At 64.0% G+C, this 21,744-nt stretch carries 14 protein-coding genes; 7 read left to right on the forward strand and 7 right to left on the reverse strand.

What is annotated here, in order from left to right:
* Positions 1-46: 46 nt before the first annotated feature.
* The 3 genes from ABIB06_RS13010 to ABIB06_RS13020 all read right to left on the reverse strand — a co-directional run bounded on the left by ABIB06_RS13010 (position 47) and on the right by ABIB06_RS13020 (position 6,006).
* Positions 47-3,163, reverse strand: a complete 3,117-nt coding sequence (locus tag ABIB06_RS13010; protein WP_354047085.1) for an efflux RND transporter permease subunit — start codon at positions 3,161-3,163, stop codon at positions 47-49.
* 29 nt (positions 3,164-3,192) lie between these two features.
* On the reverse strand, positions 3,193-4,437 hold the full coding sequence (locus ABIB06_RS13015) for an efflux RND transporter periplasmic adaptor subunit (RefSeq protein WP_354047083.1): 1,245 nt from the start codon (positions 4,435-4,437) through the stop codon (positions 3,193-3,195).
* Positions 4,438-4,593: 156 nt separating this feature from the next.
* On the reverse strand, positions 4,594-6,006 hold the full coding sequence (locus tag ABIB06_RS13020; protein ID WP_354047081.1) for a CoA transferase: 1,413 nt from the start codon (positions 6,004-6,006) through the stop codon (positions 4,594-4,596).
* Positions 6,007-6,062: 56 nt separating this feature from the next.
* Between ABIB06_RS13020 and ABIB06_RS13025 the strand changes: the two genes are divergently transcribed.
* Both ABIB06_RS13025 and ABIB06_RS13030 read left to right on the forward strand, forming a co-directional pair.
* Complete coding sequence (locus ABIB06_RS13025) at positions 6,063-6,350, forward strand: hypothetical protein (protein WP_092024185.1); 288 nt, start codon at positions 6,063-6,065, stop codon at positions 6,348-6,350.
* Between the two features lie 176 nt (positions 6,351-6,526).
* Complete coding sequence (locus ABIB06_RS13030) at positions 6,527-7,297, forward strand: SDR family NAD(P)-dependent oxidoreductase (protein WP_354047079.1); 771 nt, start codon at positions 6,527-6,529, stop codon at positions 7,295-7,297.
* 129 nt (positions 7,298-7,426) lie between these two features.
* On the opposite strand, the gene ABIB06_RS13035 is transcribed toward ABIB06_RS13030, so the two are convergent.
* Genes ABIB06_RS13035 through ABIB06_RS13045 form a run of 3 tightly spaced genes read right to left on the reverse strand, consistent with a single transcriptional unit; the run spans position 7,427 to position 13,111 of the window.
* Positions 7,427-10,798 carry an error-prone DNA polymerase gene (locus ABIB06_RS13035; protein ID WP_354047077.1) on the reverse strand — a complete coding sequence of 1,124 codons (3,372 nt, stop codon included), beginning with the start codon at positions 10,796-10,798 and terminating at the stop codon, positions 7,427-7,429.
* The gene (locus ABIB06_RS13040; protein ID WP_354047075.1) at positions 10,795-12,387 is read right to left on the reverse strand and encodes a Y-family DNA polymerase; all 1,593 of its coding nucleotides are present in this window, start codon (positions 12,385-12,387) and stop codon (positions 10,795-10,797) included. The genes ABIB06_RS13035 and ABIB06_RS13040 overlap by 4 nt, the downstream gene beginning before the upstream one ends.
* Positions 12,284-13,111 carry an ImuA family protein gene (locus ABIB06_RS13045; RefSeq protein ID WP_354047073.1) on the reverse strand — a complete coding sequence of 276 codons (828 nt, stop codon included), beginning with the start codon at positions 13,109-13,111 and terminating at the stop codon, positions 12,284-12,286. Before ABIB06_RS13045 ends, ABIB06_RS13040 begins: the two co-directional genes overlap by 104 nt.
* Positions 13,112-13,343: 232 nt before the next feature.
* On the opposite strand from ABIB06_RS13045, the gene ABIB06_RS13050 reads away from it, so the two are divergent.
* The 3 genes from ABIB06_RS13050 to ABIB06_RS13060 all read left to right on the forward strand — a co-directional run bounded on the left by ABIB06_RS13050 (position 13,344) and on the right by ABIB06_RS13060 (position 17,743).
* On the forward strand, positions 13,344-14,579 hold the full coding sequence (locus ABIB06_RS13050) for a putative DNA modification/repair radical SAM protein (protein ID WP_247349868.1): 1,236 nt from the start codon (positions 13,344-13,346) through the stop codon (positions 14,577-14,579).
* Entirely contained in the window at positions 14,579-16,021 is a 1,443-nt protein-coding gene (locus ABIB06_RS13055) for a UdgX family uracil-DNA binding protein (RefSeq protein WP_354047071.1), read from the forward strand. The genes ABIB06_RS13050 and ABIB06_RS13055 overlap by 1 nt, the downstream gene beginning before the upstream one ends.
* A 96-nt stretch (positions 16,022-16,117) precedes the next feature.
* The gene (locus tag ABIB06_RS13060) at positions 16,118-17,743 is read left to right on the forward strand and encodes an inorganic phosphate transporter (protein ID WP_354047069.1); all 1,626 of its coding nucleotides are present in this window, start codon (positions 16,118-16,120) and stop codon (positions 17,741-17,743) included.
* 87 nt (positions 17,744-17,830) lie between these two features.
* Here the strand turns inward: ABIB06_RS13060 and ABIB06_RS13065 are convergent, their stop codons facing one another.
* Complete coding sequence (locus tag ABIB06_RS13065; RefSeq protein ID WP_354047067.1) at positions 17,831-19,003, reverse strand: M20 aminoacylase family protein; 1,173 nt, start codon at positions 19,001-19,003, stop codon at positions 17,831-17,833.
* A 174-nt stretch (positions 19,004-19,177) separates the two neighbouring features.
* Between ABIB06_RS13065 and ABIB06_RS13070 the strand changes: the two genes are divergently transcribed.
* Positions 19,178-20,797: a GMC family oxidoreductase gene (locus ABIB06_RS13070; protein WP_354068751.1), complete on the forward strand. Its 1,620-nt coding sequence runs from the start codon at positions 19,178-19,180 to the stop codon at positions 20,795-20,797.
* A gap of 9 nt (positions 20,798-20,806) precedes the next feature.
* Complete coding sequence (locus ABIB06_RS13075) at positions 20,807-21,688, forward strand: alpha/beta fold hydrolase (RefSeq protein WP_354047063.1); 882 nt, start codon at positions 20,807-20,809, stop codon at positions 21,686-21,688.
* Positions 21,689-21,744 lie beyond the last annotated feature (56 nt).

Here is a 21,744-nt window from a genome sequence, read left to right on the forward strand (position 1 = left end):
GCGCGGACATGGCCGCGAAGCGGAACGCGATTCCAGCTCGAACAGGTCAGCGTGCGCGGCGGGAGAAGAAGGAGATCAGCACCGGCAACGTCACCAGGATCACGATCGGCGCCAGCATCATGCCAGTGACGACGACGACCGCGAGCGGCTTCTGCACCTGCGAGCCGATGCCTCCAGACAGCGCAGCCGGCAGCAGACCGACGCCCGCGACCACGCAGGTCATCAGCACGGGTCGGAGCTGCAATTCGCCGGTGCGGATCACCGCGCTCATGCGGTCCATGCCTTCGTCGATCAACTGGTTGAACTGCGACAGGATGATGATGCCGTCCATCACGGCGATGCCGAACAGCGCGATGAAGCCGATGGCCGCGGAGACACTGAAGGCGGTGCCGGTGATCAAGAGACCGAGCACGCCGCCGAAGATCGCCATCGGGATCACGCTCATGGCGAGTAGCGTGTCGGTCATCGAGCCGAAATTGAACCAGAGCAGGACGCCGATCAGCGCGAGCGAGATCGGCACCACGATCGACAATCGCCGGATCGCGTCCTGGAGATTGCCGAATTCGCCGACCCAGTCCATGTGCGCGCCGGGCGGCAGCTGCACCTGATCGGCGATCTTCTGCTGCGCCTCGCGGATCGCGCTGCCGAGGTCGCGCTCACGCACCGAGAACTTGATCGGCAGATAGCGTTCCTGCTGTTCGCGATAAATGTAGGCCGCGCCCGAGACGAGGCTGATGGTGGCGACCTCGCTCAGGGGTATCTGCGCGACGGTGCCGTTCGGCCCGGGGGCGCCGATCCGCAAATTCTGGATCGCCTCGGCGCTCCTGCGGAATTCCGGCGCAAGGCGAACGATGATCGGGAAGTGGCGGTCGCTTCCGGCCTCGTAGATGTCGCCGGCGGTGTCGCCGCCGATCGCGACCTTGATGGTGGCGTTGATGTCGCCCGGTGCAAGGCCATAGCGCGCAGCCTTGGCACGGTTGATGTCGATCTGGATGGTCGGCTGCCCGAGTGAGGTGAACACCGCAAGGTCGGTGACCCCCTGCACGGTGGCCAGCACCGACTTGATCTTGTTGGCGGTGTCGGTCAGCGCCTGGAGATCGCTGCCGAACAGCTTGATCGAGTTCTCGCCCTTCACGCCCGAGACGGCTTCGGAGACGTTGTCCTGGAGATATTGCGAGAAATTGAACTCGACGCCGGGGAAACGATCGTCGAGCTGCTTGAGCAGTTGCGCGGTCAGCTCTTCCTTGTCGCGGGTGCCGGGCCATTGGCTGGCGGGCTTGAGCGGCGCGAAGAACTCGGCGTTGAAGAAGCCGGCGGCGTCGGTGCCGTCGTCGGGGCGGCCGTGCTGCGACACCACGGATTCCACTTCAGGCCGCGCGCGGATCACCTTGCGCATCTCGTTGACGTAGGAGTTGCCTTCCTGGAGCGAGATGGTCGGCGGCAGCGTCGCACGGATCCAGAGATTGCCCTCCTCCAGCTTGGGCAGGAATTCGAGGCCGAGCAACCGGCTGAGCGCAACCGTCATCAGCACGAGGCCGAGCGCGCCACCGAGCATGATGCCGCGGTTGGCGACCGCCCAATGCAGCAACGGCATGTAGAGCCGATGCAGGATCCGCATCACCCTGGTCTCGGTCTCCCGGACATGAGCCGGCAGGATGATCGCGGACAGCGCTGGCGTCACCGTGAACGTCGCAAGCAGGCCACCGGCAAGCGCGTAGGCATAGGTGCGCGCCATCGGCCCGAAGATGTTGCCCTCGACGCCGGAGAGCGTGAACAGCGGCAGGAAGGCCGCGATGATGATCGCCGCCGCAAAGAAGATCGAACGTGAGACGTCGGCCGCCGCGCTGAGGATGGCGTGGCTTTTCATGCCGAACAGCGTCTCGGACGACATCTGCTCGGATTCCGACATCGGTGTCGTCTGCGTCAGGCGCCGGAAGATCGCCTCCACCATGATGACGGTGGCATCGACGATCAGGCCGAAATCGATCGCACCGACCGACAGCAGGTTCGCCGATTCCCCGCGCAGCACCAGGATGATCACGGCAAAGAACAACGCGAACGGAATCGTGGCGCCGACGATCAGCGCACTGCGGAGATCGCCGAGGAAGATCCACTGCAGCAGCACGATCAGCAAAATGCCGACCACCATGTTGTGCAGCACGGTGTGGGTGGTGAGCTCAATCAGATCCCCGCGGTCGTAGATGCGCTCGATGCGCACGCCCGGCGGCAGGATGCTGGAGTCGTTGATGGTTTGAACGAGCTGGTGGACGCGCTTGATGGTTGGCGAGCTCTGCTCGCCGCGGCGCATCAGGACGATGCCTTGCACGATGTCGTCGGAATCGTCGAGGCCGGCAATGCCGAGACGAGGCTTCTGGCCGACGGTGACGGTGGCGACGTCCTTGACCAGCACCGGGTTGCCGTTGGTCTGCGCCACCATGGTGTTGGCGAGGTCGTCGATCGAGCGAATCAGGCCGACGCCGCGCACCACGGCCGATTGCTGACCGATATTGACGGTGTTGCCGCCGACATTGACGTTGGAATTGCCGACCGCCTGAAGCAATTGCGGCAGCGTCAGGCCGTTGGCGACCAGCTTGTTGAAGTCGACCTGGAGCTCGTAGGTCTTGCTCTTGCCGCCCCAGCCGGTGACGTCGATCACACCAGGCACGGCACGGAAGCGGCGCTGGAGGATCCAGTCCTGGATGGTCTTGAGGTCGAGCACGCTGTAGTTCGGCGGACCGACGAGACGGTAGCGGAAGATTTCGCCAATTGGGCTGAGCGGCGAGATCTGCGGCTGCACGTTGCCGGGTAGTGGCGCGAGCTGCGCCAGGCGGTTCAAGACCTGCTGCAACGCCTCGTCATAGGTGTAGGCGAAGGAAAATTGCAGTTTGACGTCGGAGAGGCCGTAGAGCGAGATGGTGCGAATGGTCGTCAGGTTCTTCAGACCGGCGACCTGGGTCTCGATCGGAATCGTGATGTAGCGCTCGATCTCCTCCGCCGACAGGCCCGGGCTCTGCGTCACGATGTCGACCATCGGCGGGGTCGGATCGGGGTAGGCCTCGATGTTGAGCTGGTTGAACGCAATGAGGCCACCGAAGAGCACGGCGACGAACATGCCGACCATCAGGAAGCGCCGATTGACGGCAAGGGCGACGAGGCGATCCATTCAGGTCTTCAATTTTCTTGGGTCGTCGATCAGCTGCCGGACGCCGCGCGGTCGATGAACAGGCTGCCTTTGGTGACGACCTGCTCGCCGGGCTTCAGATTGCTGGTGACCTCGACGAGGTTGCCATTGATGAGCCCGATCTTGATCTCACGCAGCTCGACCGACTTGTCCTCGCGTGCAACCCAGAGGCGGACCTTGTCGGCTTCATAGATCAAGGCCTGCTTCGGTACCGCCGGCGCGGCGCGGTCGCCGGCCGAATAGATCGTGACGTTGGCGAACATCTCCGGCTTGAGCAGGCCGTCCTTGTTGTCGATGGTGGCGCGGACCAGCAGACGGCGGGTGTTGGCGTCGATCGCAGCGGCGACGTAGTTGATTTTCGCAGTCAGCGGACGACCCGGCAGGGCCATCACGTTGACGGTGATGTCCTGCCCGATGCACACGGCAGCCGCGTCACTCTCGCGCACGAAGGCGGTGAGCCAGACCGTGGAGAGGTCGCCGACGACGAACACCGGATCGCTGGCGCCGGAATTGACGTACTGGCCGGGACCGATCTTACGCTGCACGACCGTGCCCGCGATCGGCGAATAGATCGTGACTTCCGGATTGATGACCCCCTTGTCCTGGAACGCCTTGATGGTCTCGTCGGTGAAGCCGAGGATGCGCAGCTTGTTGCGCGCGGCCTCCAGCGCCGTCGCCGAGGAGCGCATGTCGTTCTGCGCCTGAACCTGGGTCGCTTCAGCCTGCTGATAGTCCTTCAGCGGGATGGCATGCCCCTCGTAGAGGTCCTTGGCGCGCTTGAACTGGATGTCGGCAAGATCGATCGCCGACTTCGCCTTGTTCTGCGAAGTCATCGCCGCGATGAAATCGTTCTGGGCCTGCACAGTGTCGGCGGCCTCGATTGTGAACAGCGGTTGACCTTGCTTCAGCATCTCGCCCGGTTTGGCGAGCAGCTTGGTCACCCGCCCCGCATAGGGCGAGAACACCGGCGTCGAACGGTCCTCGTCGACCGCGACCTTGCCCTCGGTGACATATTCGGCCCGGAAGGTCTTGGCCTTGACCGGCTCGATCGTCAGCGTCGCCCATTCCGACGGCGTCGGTGTGAAGTTCTGCGCATTCCTGCGCGACTGGCTGGAGATCTCGGAGTGGCTCTTGTCCTTGGCTCCCGCATAGAGGAAGCCGTAGGCCCCGGCACCGGCAAGAGCTAGTAAAACTACGGATGTGATCACCCGCTGTTTTGTAAGCACCTGCAATCGCTTGGTATTTCCAACTACCATGGGGCCCGGTCATGTCTGCGATGATACCGGCGGATGCCTGCCTCATCGGTCGCGCTAATAGTGCCGAATTGTGATTTCAAACAACCTAAAAAACGCGGCGCGCCTTTCGGTTTGCGTTAAAATTCTGCAACGCGTCAGGTCCAAGTAAGCTCGGTGTCAGTTTCGTGCCGGCCATTGTGCCGGATGACTGCCAAGCGGCATCGCCGGACGGCTCCATTGCGCGGGCGTCTTCGACAGCAGTGCTGAATGACGCACCGCCTTCAACGTGCCGAAACCAGATGGCATGCTCTCGATGAATGCAGCATGTACGGCCTCGCCCAAAATATCCGGGGTGTTCAGGCCGCCTTCGAGCCGTCCGAGATTCCACAGCCAGCGCCCGGTCTGCGCCAGCGACACGCGCACGTGCCAGCTACCGCCTTCGCGGGCCTGGCGCGCCCTAGCCATCATCGCGCCGAACGCCATCAGATAACCGGTGGCGTGATCGAGCATCTGTGCCGGCAATTCCTTCGGCCCGTCGAGGCCGGCGGCCTGTCCCTCGGCATGGTTGAAGCCGGTCGTGGTCTGCACCAGCGAATCGAAGCCGCGCCGCTCCGCCCAGGGACCGGAATGGCCGTAGGCCGACAGCGTCACGGAGACGATGCCGGGATTGATTTTCGCTGCGTCCTCCGGCGTAAAGCCGAGAGCCGCAAGCGCGCGCGGGCGATAGCCTTGCGAGAAGATGTCTGCGTCCTTCAACAGCGCGCGCATCTGCGCCCTGCCCGTCTCGCTCTTCAACTCGATGAAGGTGGTGAGCTTGCCGCGGCCGGTGTCGATGGTGAGCCACGGGATGGCCGGCAGCTCGGGGCCTGATACGAGCAGAACATCCGCGCCGTGCGCGGCGAGCGTGCGGCCGGCCACGGGGCCCGCGATGACGCGGGAGAGATCGAGCACGCGCAGGCCTGCGAGCGGACGATCGCCGTTCGACAGTCCTTGCGGCCACGGCTTTGGCGGAGCCTCGCCGATCTTCTCGATCGAGACCAGCGGCAATTCGGCGAGCGCGCGGGCCTGCGGCAGCGCCGACCATTCGTCGTAGGAGCGCATGAGGGCAACGACGCCGCCCGCAGCATAGGCCGCAGTCTCAAAATCCTCGCCCTTCCATTGCATCAACGCGGCCTGCACCTTCTCGCGCTCGGGTTCGCAAGCGAGCACCTTGCAGACGGCATCGCGATGATGCGGGAAATTGGTGTGGCAGCGGACGAAGCGGTTGTCGCCGGTCCTGTAGACGCCGGCGATGGCGTCCCAGGCGGGTGGCGGCGGCTTGTCGTCGACGCGTAAATAGCGCTCGGAGCGGCATTCGGCGACAGCATGGCGCATGTCGACATGGACGTCCTGCGCCTCGCCGCTGCGCAATCTCCAGATTTCCGCGGCGGCGAGGCCGGCGGCGGCGATCGTGGTTTGTCCGGCGACGGCGACGCGAAACGAGGACGGGATTTGCGGCTCCTCGCCGGTCAGCCGCACGCGTTCGAGCGCGGCCATATCGCCGCCGACGGAGATCCAGATATCCCTGAGAATGTTGGCGGGGCTTTGCATAGCCGCTTCTCTCCCTTTAGTTTTGCGAACTTCTCACTATCCCGGAAGGAAATGCAATGGCCGCCATCGATCCCCTCACCGCAGGCGCCGTGTTCATCGCAACGGCAGCCACCGACGCGGTCTATGTCATGTTCACCTCGGCCGTGATCGCGCGCAAGCGCGTGCCCGCGGCGAACTGGAGCGCGGTCTGGTACATGCTCTCCTCCTACGCCGTGATCAGCTACACCGAAAACGCTTTCTATGTGGCTTTCGCGGCGATCGGCTCCTGGGCCGGCGCCTACGCCTCGCTGACCTTCCTGCACCGCCCGCCCGGCGGCCCGCCGGTGGGGGCGGCACCGGAGTGAGGGCCCGCCTCTCTCCAATTCGTCATTGCGAGGAGCCCTTGCGACGAAGCAATCCGGATTGTTTCCGCGGATGCATTTCTAGATTGCTTCGCTGCGCTCGCAATGACGAATTGGAGAGTTCAGCATATCCTCCGAAACAGCTACAATACCCTGCATCAACAAGAAGGAGCCAAACAATGGATCTCGGTCTCAAAGGCAAGAACGCCATCGTGCTCGGCGGCACGCGCGGCATCGGGCGGGCAATTGCGGCGACGCTGGCCGGCGAAGGCACCAATGTCGCGGTGTGTGCACGCAACGCCGATCAGGTTGCCGCCACCGTCACGGAGTTGAAGGCCAGCGGGATCCGCGCGACCGGCGGCCCCGTCGACGTCACCGACGGCACGGCGCTGAAATCCTGGATCGAGAATGCTGCAAAGGAGCTTGGCGGCATCGACATGCTGTTCTCTAACGCGGGGGCGATGGCGCAAGGCCATGATGCCGCATCGTGGGAGCAGAATTTTCGGCTCGACCTGCTCGGCGCCGTCCATGCGTTCGACGCCGCGCGGCCGTTTCTCGAGGCCAGCGGTGAGAAGAGTGGCGACGCCGCCTTCGTCATCATCTCCTCGATCTCAGCGGCACAGGCCGATCTCGCCAGCTCCTACGGCCCGATCAAGGCGGCACTGATCCACATGGCCAAGGGGCTGGCGCGGCAATACGCAAAGAAGAAGATCCGCGTCAACGTGGTCTCGCCCGGCACCGTCTACTTCAAGGGCGGCGTCTGGAACATGATCGAACAGAACATGCCAAAACGCTACGAAGATGCGATGAGCCGCAATCCGACCGGCCGCATGGCGACCCCGCAGGAAATCGCGAGCGCGGCGGTGTTCTTGGCAAGCCCGGTGTCGGCGTTCACCACAGGCTCCAATCTGGTGGTGGACGGCGCGATTTCGAACCGGGTGAATTTTTAGCAGTTCCTCATCCTGAAGAGCCGCGCTTACGCGGCGTCTCGAAGGATGAAGGCCCCGCTGGTGGCCACGTGCTTCGAGACGGCCGCTGGGCGGCCTCCTCAGCATGAGGGAGATCGATTTTTCACAACCTCAGTGAAAATCCCGCGACGGCGGCAGGATGCGGACGTTACGGGGGTGGCGGATTTTTTGCGCGGGCGCATCCGCATGGGCGCGGGGATCGTCGTTGAGCGGCTCGATCAGGGCGGCGCCTGCCGGCACCGGGTGCTTGCGGCTCAGGGCGTCGTTGGCGAGGCCGACCAGATCGTGCGAACGGTCGATCATGCGCTGGGCGATAAGGTGCGTCACCTTTTCGGGGCTGCTCTGGATGTAGCCCTCGACCAGGATGAGGCGCGCACCCATCACCTCTTTGCGGTACTGCTCCATGATCTTGGGCCATACCACGACATTGGCGATTCCGGTTTCGTCCTCCAGCGTCATGAACACGACGCCGCTGGCGCTGCCCGGCCGCTGCCGTACCAGGACGACGCCGGCACAGCGCACGCGGCGCCGCTCGTTCTCATGATTGATGTCCTTGCAGGCGACGATGCGCTCGCGCGTAAACATCTCGCGCAAGAATTCCATCGGATGGCCTTTGAGCGAAAGGCGAATGGTCTGGTAGTCTGCGACCACCTGTTCGGCGCGCGGCATCACCGGCAACGGCTTGGCGTGCTCGTCCGGCTGCTCGCGTGCGGTGGCCGCTTCGAACAGCGGCAGCGGCACATCGTCGGGCAGGCGCCGCACCTGCCACAGCGCCTCGCGGCGGTCGAGCCCGAGCGAGCGGAACGCGTCGGCATCGGCGAGCAGGATCAGCGCGCGCTTGGGCAGTCCGGTGTCGCGGGCGAAGTCTTCCAGCGAGGTAAAGGGCCGGCGGTTGCGGGCGGCGACGATGCGGTCGGCCCAGTCTTCCTGGCTGACGTATTTCTTGCCCTGCCGCTCTGCCTGTTGTTTTTTGAGTGCGTCCTCATCCGGATCGAGCCAGTGAAAGCTGTCGATCTGGCGGAAACCGAGACGGACAGCACAATACTTGCCTTCTGTATTTTCCAGCGTGTTTTGTGCGGAACTATGAGACACGTCGATGTCGCGCACCTCGACGCCGTTCTTGCGGGCGTCGCTGACGATTTGCGCCGGGGCGTAAAAGCCCATTGGCTGCGAGTTCAGGAGACCGCAGCAGAACGCATCGGGATGATGAAGCTTCAGCCATGAAGAGACGTAGACAAGCTGCGCAAAGCTCGCCGCGTGACTTTCCGGGAAGCCATAGGAGCCAAACCCCTTGATCTGCTCGAAGCAGTTTTTTGCAAATTGCGGATCGTAACCTCTGCGAATCATGTTGCCGATCATTTTCTCTTCGAAATTGCCGATGGTACCAACGTTGCGAAACGTCGCCATGGCACGACGCAATCCGTTCGCCTCTTCCGGGGTAAATTCTGCGGCCACGATCGCAATTCGCATGGCCTGCTCCTGGAAAAGAGGAACACCAAGCGTCTTGTACAGAACGTCTCGAAGCTCATCTTTATTGCCACCCTTAGGGTAGGGATATTCGATATCCTCGGGCCGCATTTTCCGCCGCCGCAGATACGGATGCACCATGTCGCCCTGGATCGGTCCCGGCCGCACGATCGCGACTTCGATGACGAGATCGTAGAAGGTCTGTGGCTTCAGGCGTGGCAGCATGTTCATCTGTGCGCGGCTTTCGACCTGGAACACGCCGAGCGATTCTCCGAGGCACAGCATGTCGTAGACTTTGCGGTCGTCCTGCGGGACGCTCGCCAGAACCCAGCGCTCACCCTTGTGCTGGTCGATCAGATCAAAACACTTGCGGATGCAGGTCAGCATGCCCAGCGCGAGCACATCGACCTTCATCATGCTGAGCGCGTCGACATCGTCCTTGTCCCATTCGATGAAGGTGCGATCGTCCATCACGGCGTTACCGATCGGCACATAGGTGTCGAGCCGGTCTTGCGTGAGCACATAACCGCCAACATGCTGGGACAGATGACGCGGAAATTCGATCAGCTCGGTCGCCAGCTCGACCGCGAGGTTGATCATGGAGTTTTGCGGATCGAGGCCGGCCTGCCTGACCTGCATGTCGTTGAGGCCCTTGCCCCAGCTGCCCCAGACGGTGTCGGCCAGTGCGGCGGTCACGTCCTCGGTCAGGCCCAGCGCCTTGCCGACGTCGCGGATGGCGCTGCGCGGGCGATAATGAATGACGGTGGCGATGATCGCGGCGCGGTGGCGGCCGTAGCGGCGGTAGACATATTGCATCACCTCCTCGCGCCGCGAATGCTCGAAATCGACGTCGATATCGGGCGGCTCCAGCCGCTCCTTGGAGATGAAGCGCTCGAACAGCAGATCGACCTTGGTCGGGTCGACCGAGGTGATGCCGAGCACGTAGCAGACCGCCGAATTCGCCGCCGATCCCCGCCCCTGGCACAAAATGTTCTGGCTGCGCGCGTAATGCACGATGTCGTGCACGGTGAGGAAGTAATGCGCGTATTTCAGCTCGGCGATCAGCGCGAGCTCTTTCTTCAGGGTGGCACGCAGCTTGTCGTCGATCTCGCCATCGAAATATTTGTCGACACCCGCCCAGGTCATATCCTCCAGATGCCCTTGCGCGGACTTCCCCGGCGGCACCGGCTCGTCCGGATACTGGTATTTGAGCTGGTCGAGCGAGAAGGTGATCTTGTCCGCAAAGCGCATGGTCTCCGCGATAGCCTCAGGGAAATCGCGGAACAGCCGCGACATCTCCCTGGGTGTCTTCAGAAACCGCTCTGCATTGGCTTCCAGCCTCCGGCCGATCGCCTCGATCGTGGTTTTTTCCCGGATGCAGGTCAGCACGTCCTGGAGAGGACGGCGGCCGGCATCGTGATAGAGCACCTCGTTGGTCGCAAGCAGCGGCACTTTTGCTTTTGCGGCGAGATCATCGAGCTGCGCGAGGCGGCGCCGGTCGTCGCCGCGATAGATCAGGCTCGCCGCCAGCCACACGCCCTCGGCGCGGCTCGCCTTCAGCTTGGCGAGAATGTCCTGCGCTTGCGCCGCATCGAAGCGATGCGGCAGCGTCAGGATCAGGAGCTGACCTTCGGAAAACGCAAGCAGATCGGCGAAGGTGAGATGGCACTCGCCCTTCTCGATCCGCGTGATGTCGTCGCCACGCTTGCCCCGGGTGAGAAGCTGGCACAGCCGGCCATAGGCGGCGCGGTCACACGGATAGACCAGAATATCGGGCGTACCGTCGATAAAGACGATGCGCGTGCCGATCAGCAGCTTTGGCTTGTGCAGCACCTTGTCATTGTCGAGCTCCTTGTAAGCGCGCACCACACCGGCCAGCGTGTTGTGATCGGCGATGCCGATTACGGGAATGCCGAGGATACTGGCCTGATGCACATAGGCGCGCGGATCCGAGCCGCCGCGCAGGAAGGAGAAATTCGTGGTGATGCCGATCTCGGCATAAGCGGGCGTATTCATGCGAAGAGACCGTGCACATACCAACCGGGAGGAACGGGCTTGCCGTCGTCATCGAAGCACTCCCCTTCGTAAAGACCGTCGCGAAAGATCCAGAAGCGCAGGCCCTCGGCATCCTCGATACGGAAATAGTCCCGCGTCAGTTGCTTGCCGTCCTGCCGCCACCATTCCATGGCGATGCGTTCGGGCCCTTCGACCCGCACCACCGCATGCTGCGCGCGGCGCCAGGTGAATTGATGCGGCGGGCCGTCGGGCACGGTCGCGAACGGCACCGTAACCGGCTCGGGCTTGTCGAACAGCCGCAAGGGACGCAGCGGCGGCTCACTCTCGGTGCGCGCGGGCCATTCGGCCTGCATGGCCACGGCGAGATGATGCTGCGCCGGCGCGGCCAGCACCGCACATTCGGGGATATGGGTATCCTGCGGCAGGTGCACGACGACGCGCTTTCCGCCGATGCGCGCGGCGATGCGGTCGATCAGCGCGGCAAGCTCGTCATTGTCGTGGACATGGGCGTCGAGATCGCGCTGCTCCTGCACCACGATCTCGGTGCGGCTCGCCGACAGCCGCACCATGTCAAAGCCGAAGCCGGGATCGAGGGGATCGGCGAGCGCATCGAGGCGCTCGCGGAACAACCGGTCGACGACGGCGCTTCGCGTCACGGGACGTCCGGTCTCGACCATGATCGCGCGCACCGCGCCGTCGGTGCGGAAGAAGGCTGCTTCCAGGCGGCGCGCGCCCTTGCCTTGCTTCTCCATCGCCGCGATCAGCGTGTCGGCGAGCCGCGACAGCGTCATCGCGATCATGGTGTCGGTGGCGATCGGCTCGGCAAAGCGTTTTTCCACGATGTAGTCGGGCGGCGGCTTCCGCGGGCTGATCGGCGCATCGCCCTGCCCCAGCGCATGCGCGAGCAGCGTGGAGAACCGCGCACCGAACCGCGCCGTGATTTCATGTGGCTCGCGGGAGGCGACATCGCCGATGGTCTTCAGGCCGGCGCGACGCAAGCCCGTGGTGATGGCCTCGCCCGCACCAAGCGCGGACACCGGAAACCGGCTGATCGCCGCCGCCTCCCTGCCATCGGCGACGATGGTGCCCGTGACCTGGCGCGTCAGCGTGCGTGCGCAAACCGAGGTGCCGGCGATCGCCGCGCTGACGGCAAAGCCCTGGCGATCGAGGGCACGGACGAGGGTCTGCAACAACGCAGTCTCACCGCCGAACAGATGCGCACAGCCGGTGATGTCCAGAAACAACCCGTGCGGCGGATCGAGCGCCACCAGCGGCGTGAAACGATCGCACCAGTCGGCGATGTCGCTGAGCGTCTTCGCATCGGTCACGACATCGGCGTCGAACACCTTTAAATCCGGACACATCGCCCGGGCATTGGCCAAGGGCTGGCCGATATACAGACCAAGGCGCTCGGCGGCCTCGTCCAGCGCATGGATCACCAGCGCGCTGTTGTCCTTGGCAACGACGATGCTGGGCTCGTTATTCTTATGCAGTCCGGCGTTGCCAAAGAACCGCTGGATCCGGTCGATGGGCAGGCGCGGCAGCCACAGGCTGAGGATACGCCGGCGGTTCAGAGAACTGGCACTCATCACATTTCCATTCCATGATCCACCGGCCGCACGGGCCATGACGATTGCGCAGGAGCTCGGCATCGAAGCGCGGCGCGCCCCAGGCACTCCACACCGACCCCGGCGTCGAATGCGCCGCGCGCAGCATCCATCGTGTCTCCGCGGTCGATGGCAAAGGTTGCGCGGCCATCCGCAGCAACAGGCCAGTCACGCCTGAAGATTGCGCGGCCAGCGTCAGCTTGCGGCTCGCCACGAGATCGAACTGCCTGGTTTCGCCCCAGAGCTCGAGCACGACCGCACCCAGCGCATCGCAGGCGAGCGCATCGGCCGAGGTGCGTAGCGCGCTCTCCACATCGGCGGCGCGCACCATCACCACGCGGCGCGGATCGAGGCCGATCTCGGCGAGCCCGCTCATCGACAGCGCGCCGGTTTCAATGTCCGAAAAATCCTGCCGCACCCATAGCAGCGGTTTGCGCGCCGTCACGCGCCCCGCAAGTCCCGTGACAAAGCCCGTCGCGGCCGCGCCCTGACGTCCCTCGCAAAACACCTCGTGGATCGCCGCGCGCGCGAGCCCGCCCTTCAACGCGCCGTCGGCCGCGCCGTGACCAAGCGCGATGCGATCGCGCTGATGCACGACCTCCGCCGTCTCGATGCGCTCGATCTGGCCGCGCAAGGTCGCAAGCGCGCTTGTTCGTGCGGTGGCGCATGATCCGCCAAAGTGTGAGCGGTTTGGCGACAAGATCATGCGCCCTCTTAAAAAGAAGAGCGCGATCGGACGCAAAACCGGCGACCACTTTTGCTGATCGCGCTCTGCATGCTCGCCGCTCCTTCAGGGATGATTGCCGGTGCTCTCAAAAGAGAACCAACGGCTGGCTCAATTGTTCATGGTATGTTCTAATATAAAGCTAACGGCGCCCCAAGAGTCAATCGAATTGGGACTCTTCGGGATTCATAAGCAGAATCAAAGGGATTCACACATGGACGTGCAACGCAAACTGGAGATTCTGGCAGACGCCGCCAAGTACGACGCGTCCTGCGCCTCCAGCGGCACCGAAAGGCGGGATTCCAGCGACGGCAAGGGCATGGGCTCGACCGCGCCCGGCATGGGCATCTGTCATTCCTACGCCCCGGACGGCCGCTGCATCTCGCTGCTCAAGGTGCTGCTGACCAACGCTTGCAATTACGATTGCCTCTATTGCGTCAACCGCGCCTCCTCCAACGTGCCGCGCGCCCGCTTCACCGTCGACGAGGTGGTCAAGCTGACGCTCGACTTCTACCGGCGCAATTACATCGAGGGGCTGTTTCTCTCCTCCGGCATCATCCGCAGCCCCGACTACACCATGGAGCAAGTGGTGAGCGTCGCGCGAAAACTGCGCGAGCAGCATCACTTCCGCGGCTACATCCATCTCAAGACAATCCCGGAGGCCGACGATGCATTGATCTCCGAGGCCGGCAAATATGCCGATCGTCTTTCCATCAACATCGAGATGCCGGAAGAGGCGAGCCTCCAGCAATTCGCGCCCGAGAAAGACGTGCGCGCGATCCGCCGCACCATGGGCCGGCTGCGGCTGAAGCTGGACGAGGCCGAGGAAAACCGTAGCGCGAAAACGAAAGCCAGGCCGCAGCGCTTCGCGCCGGCAGGCCAAAGCACGCAGATGATCGTCGGCGCCGACGCGGCCTCCGACCACACCATTCTCCACACCAGCGCCAATCTCTACGGCTCATACAGGCTGAGGCGCATCTACTATTCCGCGTTCAGCCCGATCCCCGACGCCAGCCGCGCGCTGCCTCTGCGCGCGCCGCCCTTGCTGCGCGAGCACCGACTCTACCAGGCCGACTGGCTGATGCGGTTCTACGGCTTCGATGTCGGCGAGATCGTCGACGACAGCGCGATGCTGCCGCTTGACATCGATCCAAAACTCGCCTGGGCGCTGCGCCACCGCGACCGCTTCCCGCTCGACGTCAACCGCGCCAGCCGCGAGGAATTGTTACGCGTGCCGGGCTTCGGCACCAAGACGGTCGAGCGCATCATCGCGACGCGGCGCACGACCACCATCCGCGTCTCCGATCTCGCACGGCTGCATGTGCCCCGCAATAAGGCGCTGCCGTTCATCGTCCTCAGCGATCACCGGCCCACGCCGCATCGCCTCGACGAGGCACGGCTGATCGAACGGTTCAAACCGAAAGCAACGCAACTGGGGTTTGGCTTCTGATGCAATACATCACCCTCGACACCGAAACCGATTTCGACGGCTGGCGCAAAACCGCGCGTGCGCTCGTGCTTCATCAGGTGAAGCCCGCCGATATCACCTGGGCCGTGCAGGGCGGCGAAGCTGAGCTGTTCGCGCCGTCCTCGCCGTCTCCGCTGCCGGAGGGCGGCAATGGCACCTTCAACGTGCCGGCAAAATTCGTAGAACTCGCCAAGGCCGCGATCCTCCATCGCGACGGCGAGCGTTTTGCGATCCTTTATCGTCTGCTGGTTCGGCTGAAGAACAATCACGACCTCATCGAGGTCGCGACCGATCCCGATGTCGCGCAAGTCACGGCCATGGCAAAGGCGGTCTACCGCGACGAGCACAAGATGCATGCCTTCGTGCGCTTCCGCGAGATCGGCCGGGAACGCGAAGCACATTACGTCGCCTGGTTCGAGCCGGAGCATCACATCGTCGAGCTCGCCGCGCCGTTCTTCGCCAAACGTTTTGCCGACATGCCATGGTCGATCCTGACGCCGGATCTCTGCGCACATTGGGACGGCCACGCGCTCTCGTTCACGTCTGGCGTCAGCAAGCGCGAGGCGCCGGGCGAAGATCGGCTGGAGGAAACCTGGCGGCGTTACTACGCCAGCATCTTCAATCCGGCCCGCCTCAAGGTGAAGGCGATGCAGGCCGAGATGCCGAAGAAATACTGGAGGAACCTGCCCGAGGCTTCGATCATTAAGCCTCTGATCGAGGACGCCGAACGCATGACCGGCGCCATGATCGCCAATGCCGCAACCGATCCACACAAGCCTCAGAAGCGACCGGAGGCTCCGATGAAACGTAAGTCCGCCACCGACGATCTCGAAGCGCTCCGCGAGGAGGCTGCGCATTGCCGCGCCTGCCCGCTCTACAAGGACGCGACGCAGACCGTATTCGGCGAAGGCCCGAAGTCCGCCAATATCGTGCTGGTCGGCGAGCAACCCGGCGACAAGGAAGATCTCGCCGGCCATCCCTTCGTCGGTCCGGCCGGCCAGATGCTGGACCGGGCACTGGCGGAAGCCGGCGTCGACCGCAAGAAGGTCTATGTCACCAACGCGGTGAAACACTTCAAATTCGTGCCGCGCGGCAAAATCCGCCTGCATCAGAAGCCAAATACGCCGGAGATAAAGGCCTGCCGGCAGTGGTATGAGCGGGAAGTCTCCGTAATCCAGCCCGATCTCATCGTCGCGATGGGCGCGACTGCCGCGCAGAGCGTGTTCGGCAAGATCACCCCGATCGGCAAGACCCGCGGCCGGCTGATCGACCTTCCCGACGGTCACAAGGCCCTGGTGACGGTGCACCCGTCCTATCTGCTGCGGCTGCCCGATCCGGAAGCCAAGGTGCTGGAATATCAGCGCTTTGTCGAAGATCTGAAAATCGCCGCCAGTCTGCAGAAGAAAGCGGCGCGCGCCGCCTAAATACAGGCGGGAAAACGGCTTTCAAGCCCTGGTTGTCATCCAGCCTTCAAATCCATCGGGGACAATAGCCCTTACAGAGCTAAGGGGCGTCCAGACATGACCGATGTTGCATTCGACCACGCGGTAGCCGATCCCGCGCCGATCCAGCCGGCCTCGCGGCCAAATCTCGACAAGGGCTTCAATCCGCTGACGATGATCCTGTTCTTCGGCATTCTTGCCGTGGGCCTGCTCTATGTGGCCTACAGCATTTATTCCGATGTCGATGCGACCGGTACCCGGGTCACGAGCTATCTGCCCTATATCCTCCTTATCGTTGCGCTCCTGATCGCGCTCGGCTTCGAATTCGTCAACGGTTTCCACGACACCGCCAACGCGGTTGCGACCGTGATCTACACCCACTCGCTGCCGGCGGAATTCGCAGTGATGTGGTCCGGCCTTTTTAACTTCCTCGGCGTGCTGACGTCGACCGGGGCTGTGGCGTTCGGCATCGTCTCGCTGCTCCCGGTGGAGCTGATCCTGCAGGTCGGCTCAAACGCCGGTTTCGCGATGGTGTTCGCGCTGCTGATCGCCGCGATCCTCTGGAACCTCGGCACCTGGTATTTCGGCCTGCTGGCGTCCTCCTCGCACACGCTGATCGGGTCGATCATCGGCGTCGGCGTGGCGAACGCGCTGGTGCGCGGCCGCGACGGCACCTCGGGCGTGGACTGGGGCAAGGCCACGGAGATCGGCTATGCGCTCTTGCTGTCGCCGCTGGTCGGCTTTGTCTGCGCCGCCGGCCTGCTGCTGCTCCTCAAGGTGATCATCAAGAACCCGACGCTCTATGCCGCCCCTGAGGGCAACAAAGCCCCGCCGATCTGGATTCGCGGCCTGCTGATCCTGACCTGCACCGGCGTCAGCTTCGCCCATGGTTCGAACGACGGACAGAAGGGCATGGGCCTGATCATGCTGATCCTGATCGGCACCGTGCCGACCGCCTATGCGCTCAACCGCGCATTGCCGGAATCGCAGGTCGCCCAGTTCGCGAAGGTCTCGGATGCCGCCTCCAAGGTGGTTGCGGCCAAGGGCGCCGGTCATGCGATCATCGGCGACCCCCGTCCCGCGGTGACGCAGTACGTCACCTCGCATCACATCGGCGAAGGCACCTACCCTTCGCTGTCAGTGCTGGTGAAGGATGTCGGCGACCAGGCGAAATACGGCTCGCTGAACAAGGTGCCGGCGGAAGTCGTCGGCAACACCCGCAACGACATGTACCTGACCTCGGAAGCGATCCGCTTCCTGATGAAGGACAAGGAAAACGACCTCAACAAGGAAGAGGTCGCGACCTTGAACGCCTACAAGGGCGGCCTCGACAGCGCGACCAAGTTCATCCCGACCTGGGTGAAGGTCGCAGTTGCGATCGCGCTCGGCCTCGGCACCATGATCGGCTGGAAGCGCATCGTCGTCACCGTCGGCGAGAAGATCGGCAAGACCCACCTGACCTACGCGCAGGGCGCCTCTGCCGAGCTGGTCGCCGCCGCCACGATCGGCGCCGCCGACATGTTCGGCCTGCCGGTCTCGACGACCCACGTGCTGTCGTCCGGCGTCGCCGGCAGCATGGCCGCGAACGGTTCGGGTCTCCAGGTCGCCACCATCAGGAACATGCTGATGGCCTGGGTGCTGACCCTGCCCGTCGCGATCCTGTTGTCGGGCACGCTGTACGTGATCTTCTCGCGGATCTTCTGAAGCCGGTCGCGTCACTCAAAGACAAAGGGCCCGTGCGATGCACGGGCCGTTTTCATTTGTGCTTTCGGCTTGACCTCACGCTCGACCTTACGATGCCGCGAGCGATTCCTCGACCAGTTTGACCCAGTACGACGTGCCGTAAACGATTGCCTCGTCGTCGAAATTGTAGGCGGGGTGATGCAGGCCGGCGCTGTCGCCGTTGCCGCAGAAGATGAAGGCGCCGGGGCGCGCTTCCAGCATATAGGCGAAATCCTCGCCGCCCATCAGCGGCGACATCTCGTGCACGTTGGCCTCGCCCGCGACCTGCCCGGCGATGCGACGCGCAATTTCGGTCTCCGCGGCGTGGTTGTTCACCACGGGATAATTGCGCTTGTAGTGCAGATCGATCTTGGCACCGGTGATCTGCGCCACGCCCGCGACAACCTCGTGCACGCGCTTCTCGACCAGCTTGCGCACCTCCGGCGACAGCGTGCGAATGGTGCCCCTCAATGTCGCGGTTTGCGGAATGACGTTGCGGGCGTTGCCGGCGTGAAACTCACAGATCGAGATCACGGCCGATTCCAGCGGATCGACGCTGCGCGCGACGATCGACTGCAACGCGGTGATCACCTGCGCGCCGACCAGAACGGAATCGACGCATTTGTGCGGCCGCGCGGCATGGCCGCCGAGGCCCTCGATCATGATATCGACCTCGTCGGTCGCCGCCATGATCGGACCCGGCCGGATCGCGAACGAGCCGATCGGAATGCCCGGGCCATTGTGCATGCCGTAGACCTGCTCGATGCCGAAGCGCTCCATCATTCCGTCCTTGACCATGGCCAGGCCGCCGGCGCCGCCTTCCTCGGCCGGCTGGAAGATCACCACCGCATCACCGGCAAAATTGCGGGTCTCGGCGAGATAGCGCGCAGCACCGAGCAGCATCGCGGTGTGGCCGTCATGGCCGCAGGCGTGCATCTTGCCGGGAGTCTTCGAAGCGTAAGGCAGGTTGGTCTGTTCCTCGACCGGCAGCGCGTCCATGTCGGCACGCAGGCCGATGGTCTTGAGGCCCTCGCCGGCCGGCTTGCTGCCCTTGATCACGCCGACCACGCCGGTCTGTCCGACGCCGGTCACGACCTCATCGCAGCCGAATTCGCGCAGGCGATCCGCGACGAATGCTGCGGTGCGGTGGACGTCATACAGCAGCTCAGGATGCTCGTGGATGTCCCGGCGCCAGGCCTGAATATCGGGTTGAAGGTCGGCGACGCGGTTCACGATGGGCATGGAGGATCTCAAGCTTTGTTGAAAATACAGGACTGTCTACCATGCAAGCACCAGTCCACCCAACTGCCGGGGATCGGGGTCTAGCCTGTCCGCTCGGCATGGCCGGGCTTGTCCCGATCCGCCGTCTCTGCGTATTAGGACGGCATGTTGCATGACCATCCGGGTGGAAGCAGAATGCCAAGGCGGCTCGAAGGTGAGTTTGACTATATTGTCGTTGGGGCCGGCACGGCGGGCTGCATCGTCGCCAACCGGCTGTCGGCCGTGCCAGGCAATCGCGTCCTCATCCTCGAAGCCGGCGGCGACGACAACTGGATCTGGTTCCACATTCCGGTCGGCTATCTCTTCGCGATCGGCAATCCGCGCTCGGACTGGATGTTCAAGACCGAGGCCGAGCCTGGCCTGAACGGCCGCGCACTGGCCTATCCCCGCGGCAAGGTGATCGGCGGCTCTTCGGCGATCAACGCCATGATCTCGATGCGCGGTCAGGCCGCCGATTACGATCACTGGCGCCAGCTCGGCATGACCGGCTGGGGTTATGACGACGTACTGCCGCTGTTCAGGCGGCTCGAGGATCATTTCCTCGGCGCGAGCGAGCACCACGGCGCCGGCGGCGGCTGGCGCATCGAGGCGCCGCGGCTATCGTGGGACGTTCTCGACGCCGTCGGCGACGCCGCCGAGGAGATGGGCATCAAGCGCATTCCCGATTTCAACACCGGCGACAACGAAGGCACCAGCTATTTCCACGTCAACCAGAAGCGCGGCCGGCGCTGGTCGTCGGCACGCGGCTTCCTCAAGCCGGCGCTGAACCGCCCGAACTTGCGGCTCGAGAAGCACGTGCTGGTCGATCGTCTGATCATCGAGCAGGGCCGCGCCGTCGGCGTGCGCTTCGTCCAGAACGGCGAGATCATCGAGGCGCGTGCGAAACGCGAGGTGATCCTTTCGGCCGGCGCGATCGGCTCAGTGCAGGTGCTGCATCGCTCCGGCATCGGGCCCGCCGACTGGCTGGCCCCGCTCGGCATCGACATCGTGATGGACAAGCCCGGCATCGGTCGCAATCTCCAGGATCATCTCCAGCAGCGCGCGATCTACAAGGTCGAGGGCGTGCGCACGCTGAACGAGACCTATTACAATCTGGTCCGTCGCGGCCTGATGGGCCTCGACTACGCCTTCCGCCGCCGCGGCCCGCTGACCATGGCGCCGTCGCAGCTCGGCATCTTCACACGCTCCGATGCGACGCGCGCGCGCGCCAACATCCAGTTCCATGTGCAGCCGCTGTCGCTCGACAAGTTCGGCGATCCGCTGCACCGCTTCCCCGCGATCACGGTGAGCGCCTGCAATCTCCAGCCGACCTCGCGCGGCACCGTACGTCTCCGCGCGGCGACGCCGGACGAGAAGCCGATCATCGCGCCGAATTATCTTTCAACGGACGACGACCGCCGGGTCGGCGCCGACGCCATCCGCACCACCCGCCGCCTCATGCAGCAGAAGGCGCTGGCAAAATACCGCCCGAGCGAATATCTGCCCGGTCCCTCCGTCGGTGACGACGACGCCTCGCTTGCAAAGGCCGCCGGCGACATCGGCACCACCATCTTCCATCCCGTCGGCACGGCGAAGATGGGCGCGGTGAATGACCCGATGGCGGTGGTGGACGAGCGCCTGCGCTTCTACGGCCTCGAAGGCTTACGCATCGTCGACGCCTCGATCATGCCGACGATCACGTCGGGGAATACCAACACGCCGACCGCGATGATCGCCGAGAAGGGCGCGACGATGATCCTGGAAGATGGCAAGTAGCGCCCTACCATGATCCAAGCGCACCGCTTTTCGATCGGCCCCGCGGATGCGCAGATCGCCATGCTGCGATGGGGCGAGAGCGGAAGGACGCCTGCGCTTCTGCTTCACGGCACCGGCTTCGTCGCCGACGTCTGGGACGAGGTCGCACGCGATCTCGCCGCGACCTACACGGTCTATGCGCTCAACCGCCGTGGCCATGGCGCGAGCCACAAGCCCGGGGCCTATCATTTTCTGGACTATGCCGAAGATGTCTGCCGGGTGATCGATGCGCTCGGGCTGCGCAACGTCTACGGGATTGGCCACAGCGCAGGTGCGACCGATCTTCTGCTCGCGGCGAAACTTTTGCCCGGACGTTTCGCACGCCTGTTCGTGATGGAGCCAACTGTAATGGATCCGCGCGCTGCGCGCTCCGGAGAATTGAGCGAAGACTCCTTGTCCCGCGTGCAGGGAGCACTGCGCCGACGTGCCGAGTTCGACAGTGCCGACGCCGTATTCGAGCGCTACCGCGCCGCGCCGACGTTTGCGGACTGGACCGAGACTTCGCTTCGGGCCTATGTGCGCCATGGCTTCGCGCCGCTGGCGAACGGCCGGGTGCAGCTCTGCTGCACGCCCGAGATCGAATCGGCGATCCTGCGTCCGATCTACCAGGCGATGGAGCAGGTCTACGTCGGCGATGCGCGTGGCAATCCGTTTACCTCGCTCTCCGCGATCGACTGCCGGGTGCGGGTCACGACCGCCGCGAAGTCGGGACCGATCTACAAGGAGATGGCCTCGCGCGCCGTGTCGCTGATTCCGCGGGTCAGCACGCTGAAGTTCGACGGTGCAGGGCATTGTGTGGCGCAGGAAGCGCCGGCGATCGTGGTGAAGGCCGTGCGCGAATTCGCGACATAGCGTCGTGCCTCGATCGAAACCACCTCACGAAATCGTCATCTCATCCGGGAATAAAC

Origin of the sequence: Bradyrhizobium sp. LB8.2, from assembly GCF_040548035.1 — a bacterium.
GTDB lineage: Bacteria > Pseudomonadota > Alphaproteobacteria > Rhizobiales > Xanthobacteraceae > Bradyrhizobium.

What these genes read in the sequence shown, in the direction of transcription:
- ABIB06_RS13055 (WP_354047071.1), top strand. Translation starts at nt 14,579, where the DNA reads ATGCAATACATCACCCTCGACACCGAAACCGATTTCGACGGCTGGCGC.
- ABIB06_RS13065 (WP_354047067.1), bottom strand. Translation starts at nt 19,003, where the DNA reads ATGCCCATCGTGAACCGCGTCGCCGACCTTCAACCCGATATTCAGGCC.
- ABIB06_RS13075 (WP_354047063.1), top strand. Translation starts at nt 20,807, where the DNA reads ATGATCCAAGCGCACCGCTTTTCGATCGGCCCCGCGGATGCGCAGATC.
- ABIB06_RS13050 (WP_247349868.1), top strand. Translation starts at nt 13,344, where the DNA reads ATGGACGTGCAACGCAAACTGGAGATTCTGGCAGACGCCGCCAAGTAC.
- ABIB06_RS13025 (WP_092024185.1), top strand. Translation starts at nt 6,063, where the DNA reads ATGGCCGCCATCGATCCCCTCACCGCAGGCGCCGTGTTCATCGCAACG.
- ABIB06_RS13035 (WP_354047077.1), bottom strand. Translation starts at nt 10,798, where the DNA reads ATGAATACGCCCGCTTATGCCGAGATCGGCATCACCACGAATTTCTCC.
- ABIB06_RS13020 (WP_354047081.1), bottom strand. Translation starts at nt 6,006, where the DNA reads ATGCAAAGCCCCGCCAACATTCTCAGGGATATCTGGATCTCCGTCGGC.
- ABIB06_RS13015 (WP_354047083.1), bottom strand. Translation starts at nt 4,437, where the DNA reads ATGGTAGTTGGAAATACCAAGCGATTGCAGGTGCTTACAAAACAGCGG.
- ABIB06_RS13070 (WP_354068751.1), top strand. Translation starts at nt 19,178, where the DNA reads ATGCCAAGGCGGCTCGAAGGTGAGTTTGACTATATTGTCGTTGGGGCC.
- ABIB06_RS13045 (WP_354047073.1), bottom strand. Translation starts at nt 13,111, where the DNA reads ATGATCTTGTCGCCAAACCGCTCACACTTTGGCGGATCATGCGCCACC.
- ABIB06_RS13010 (WP_354047085.1), bottom strand. Translation starts at nt 3,163, where the DNA reads ATGGATCGCCTCGTCGCCCTTGCCGTCAATCGGCGCTTCCTGATGGTC.
- ABIB06_RS13040 (WP_354047075.1), bottom strand. Translation starts at nt 12,387, where the DNA reads ATGAGTGCCAGTTCTCTGAACCGCCGGCGTATCCTCAGCCTGTGGCTG.
- ABIB06_RS13030 (WP_354047079.1), top strand. Translation starts at nt 6,527, where the DNA reads ATGGATCTCGGTCTCAAAGGCAAGAACGCCATCGTGCTCGGCGGCACG.
- ABIB06_RS13060 (WP_354047069.1), top strand. Translation starts at nt 16,118, where the DNA reads ATGACCGATGTTGCATTCGACCACGCGGTAGCCGATCCCGCGCCGATC.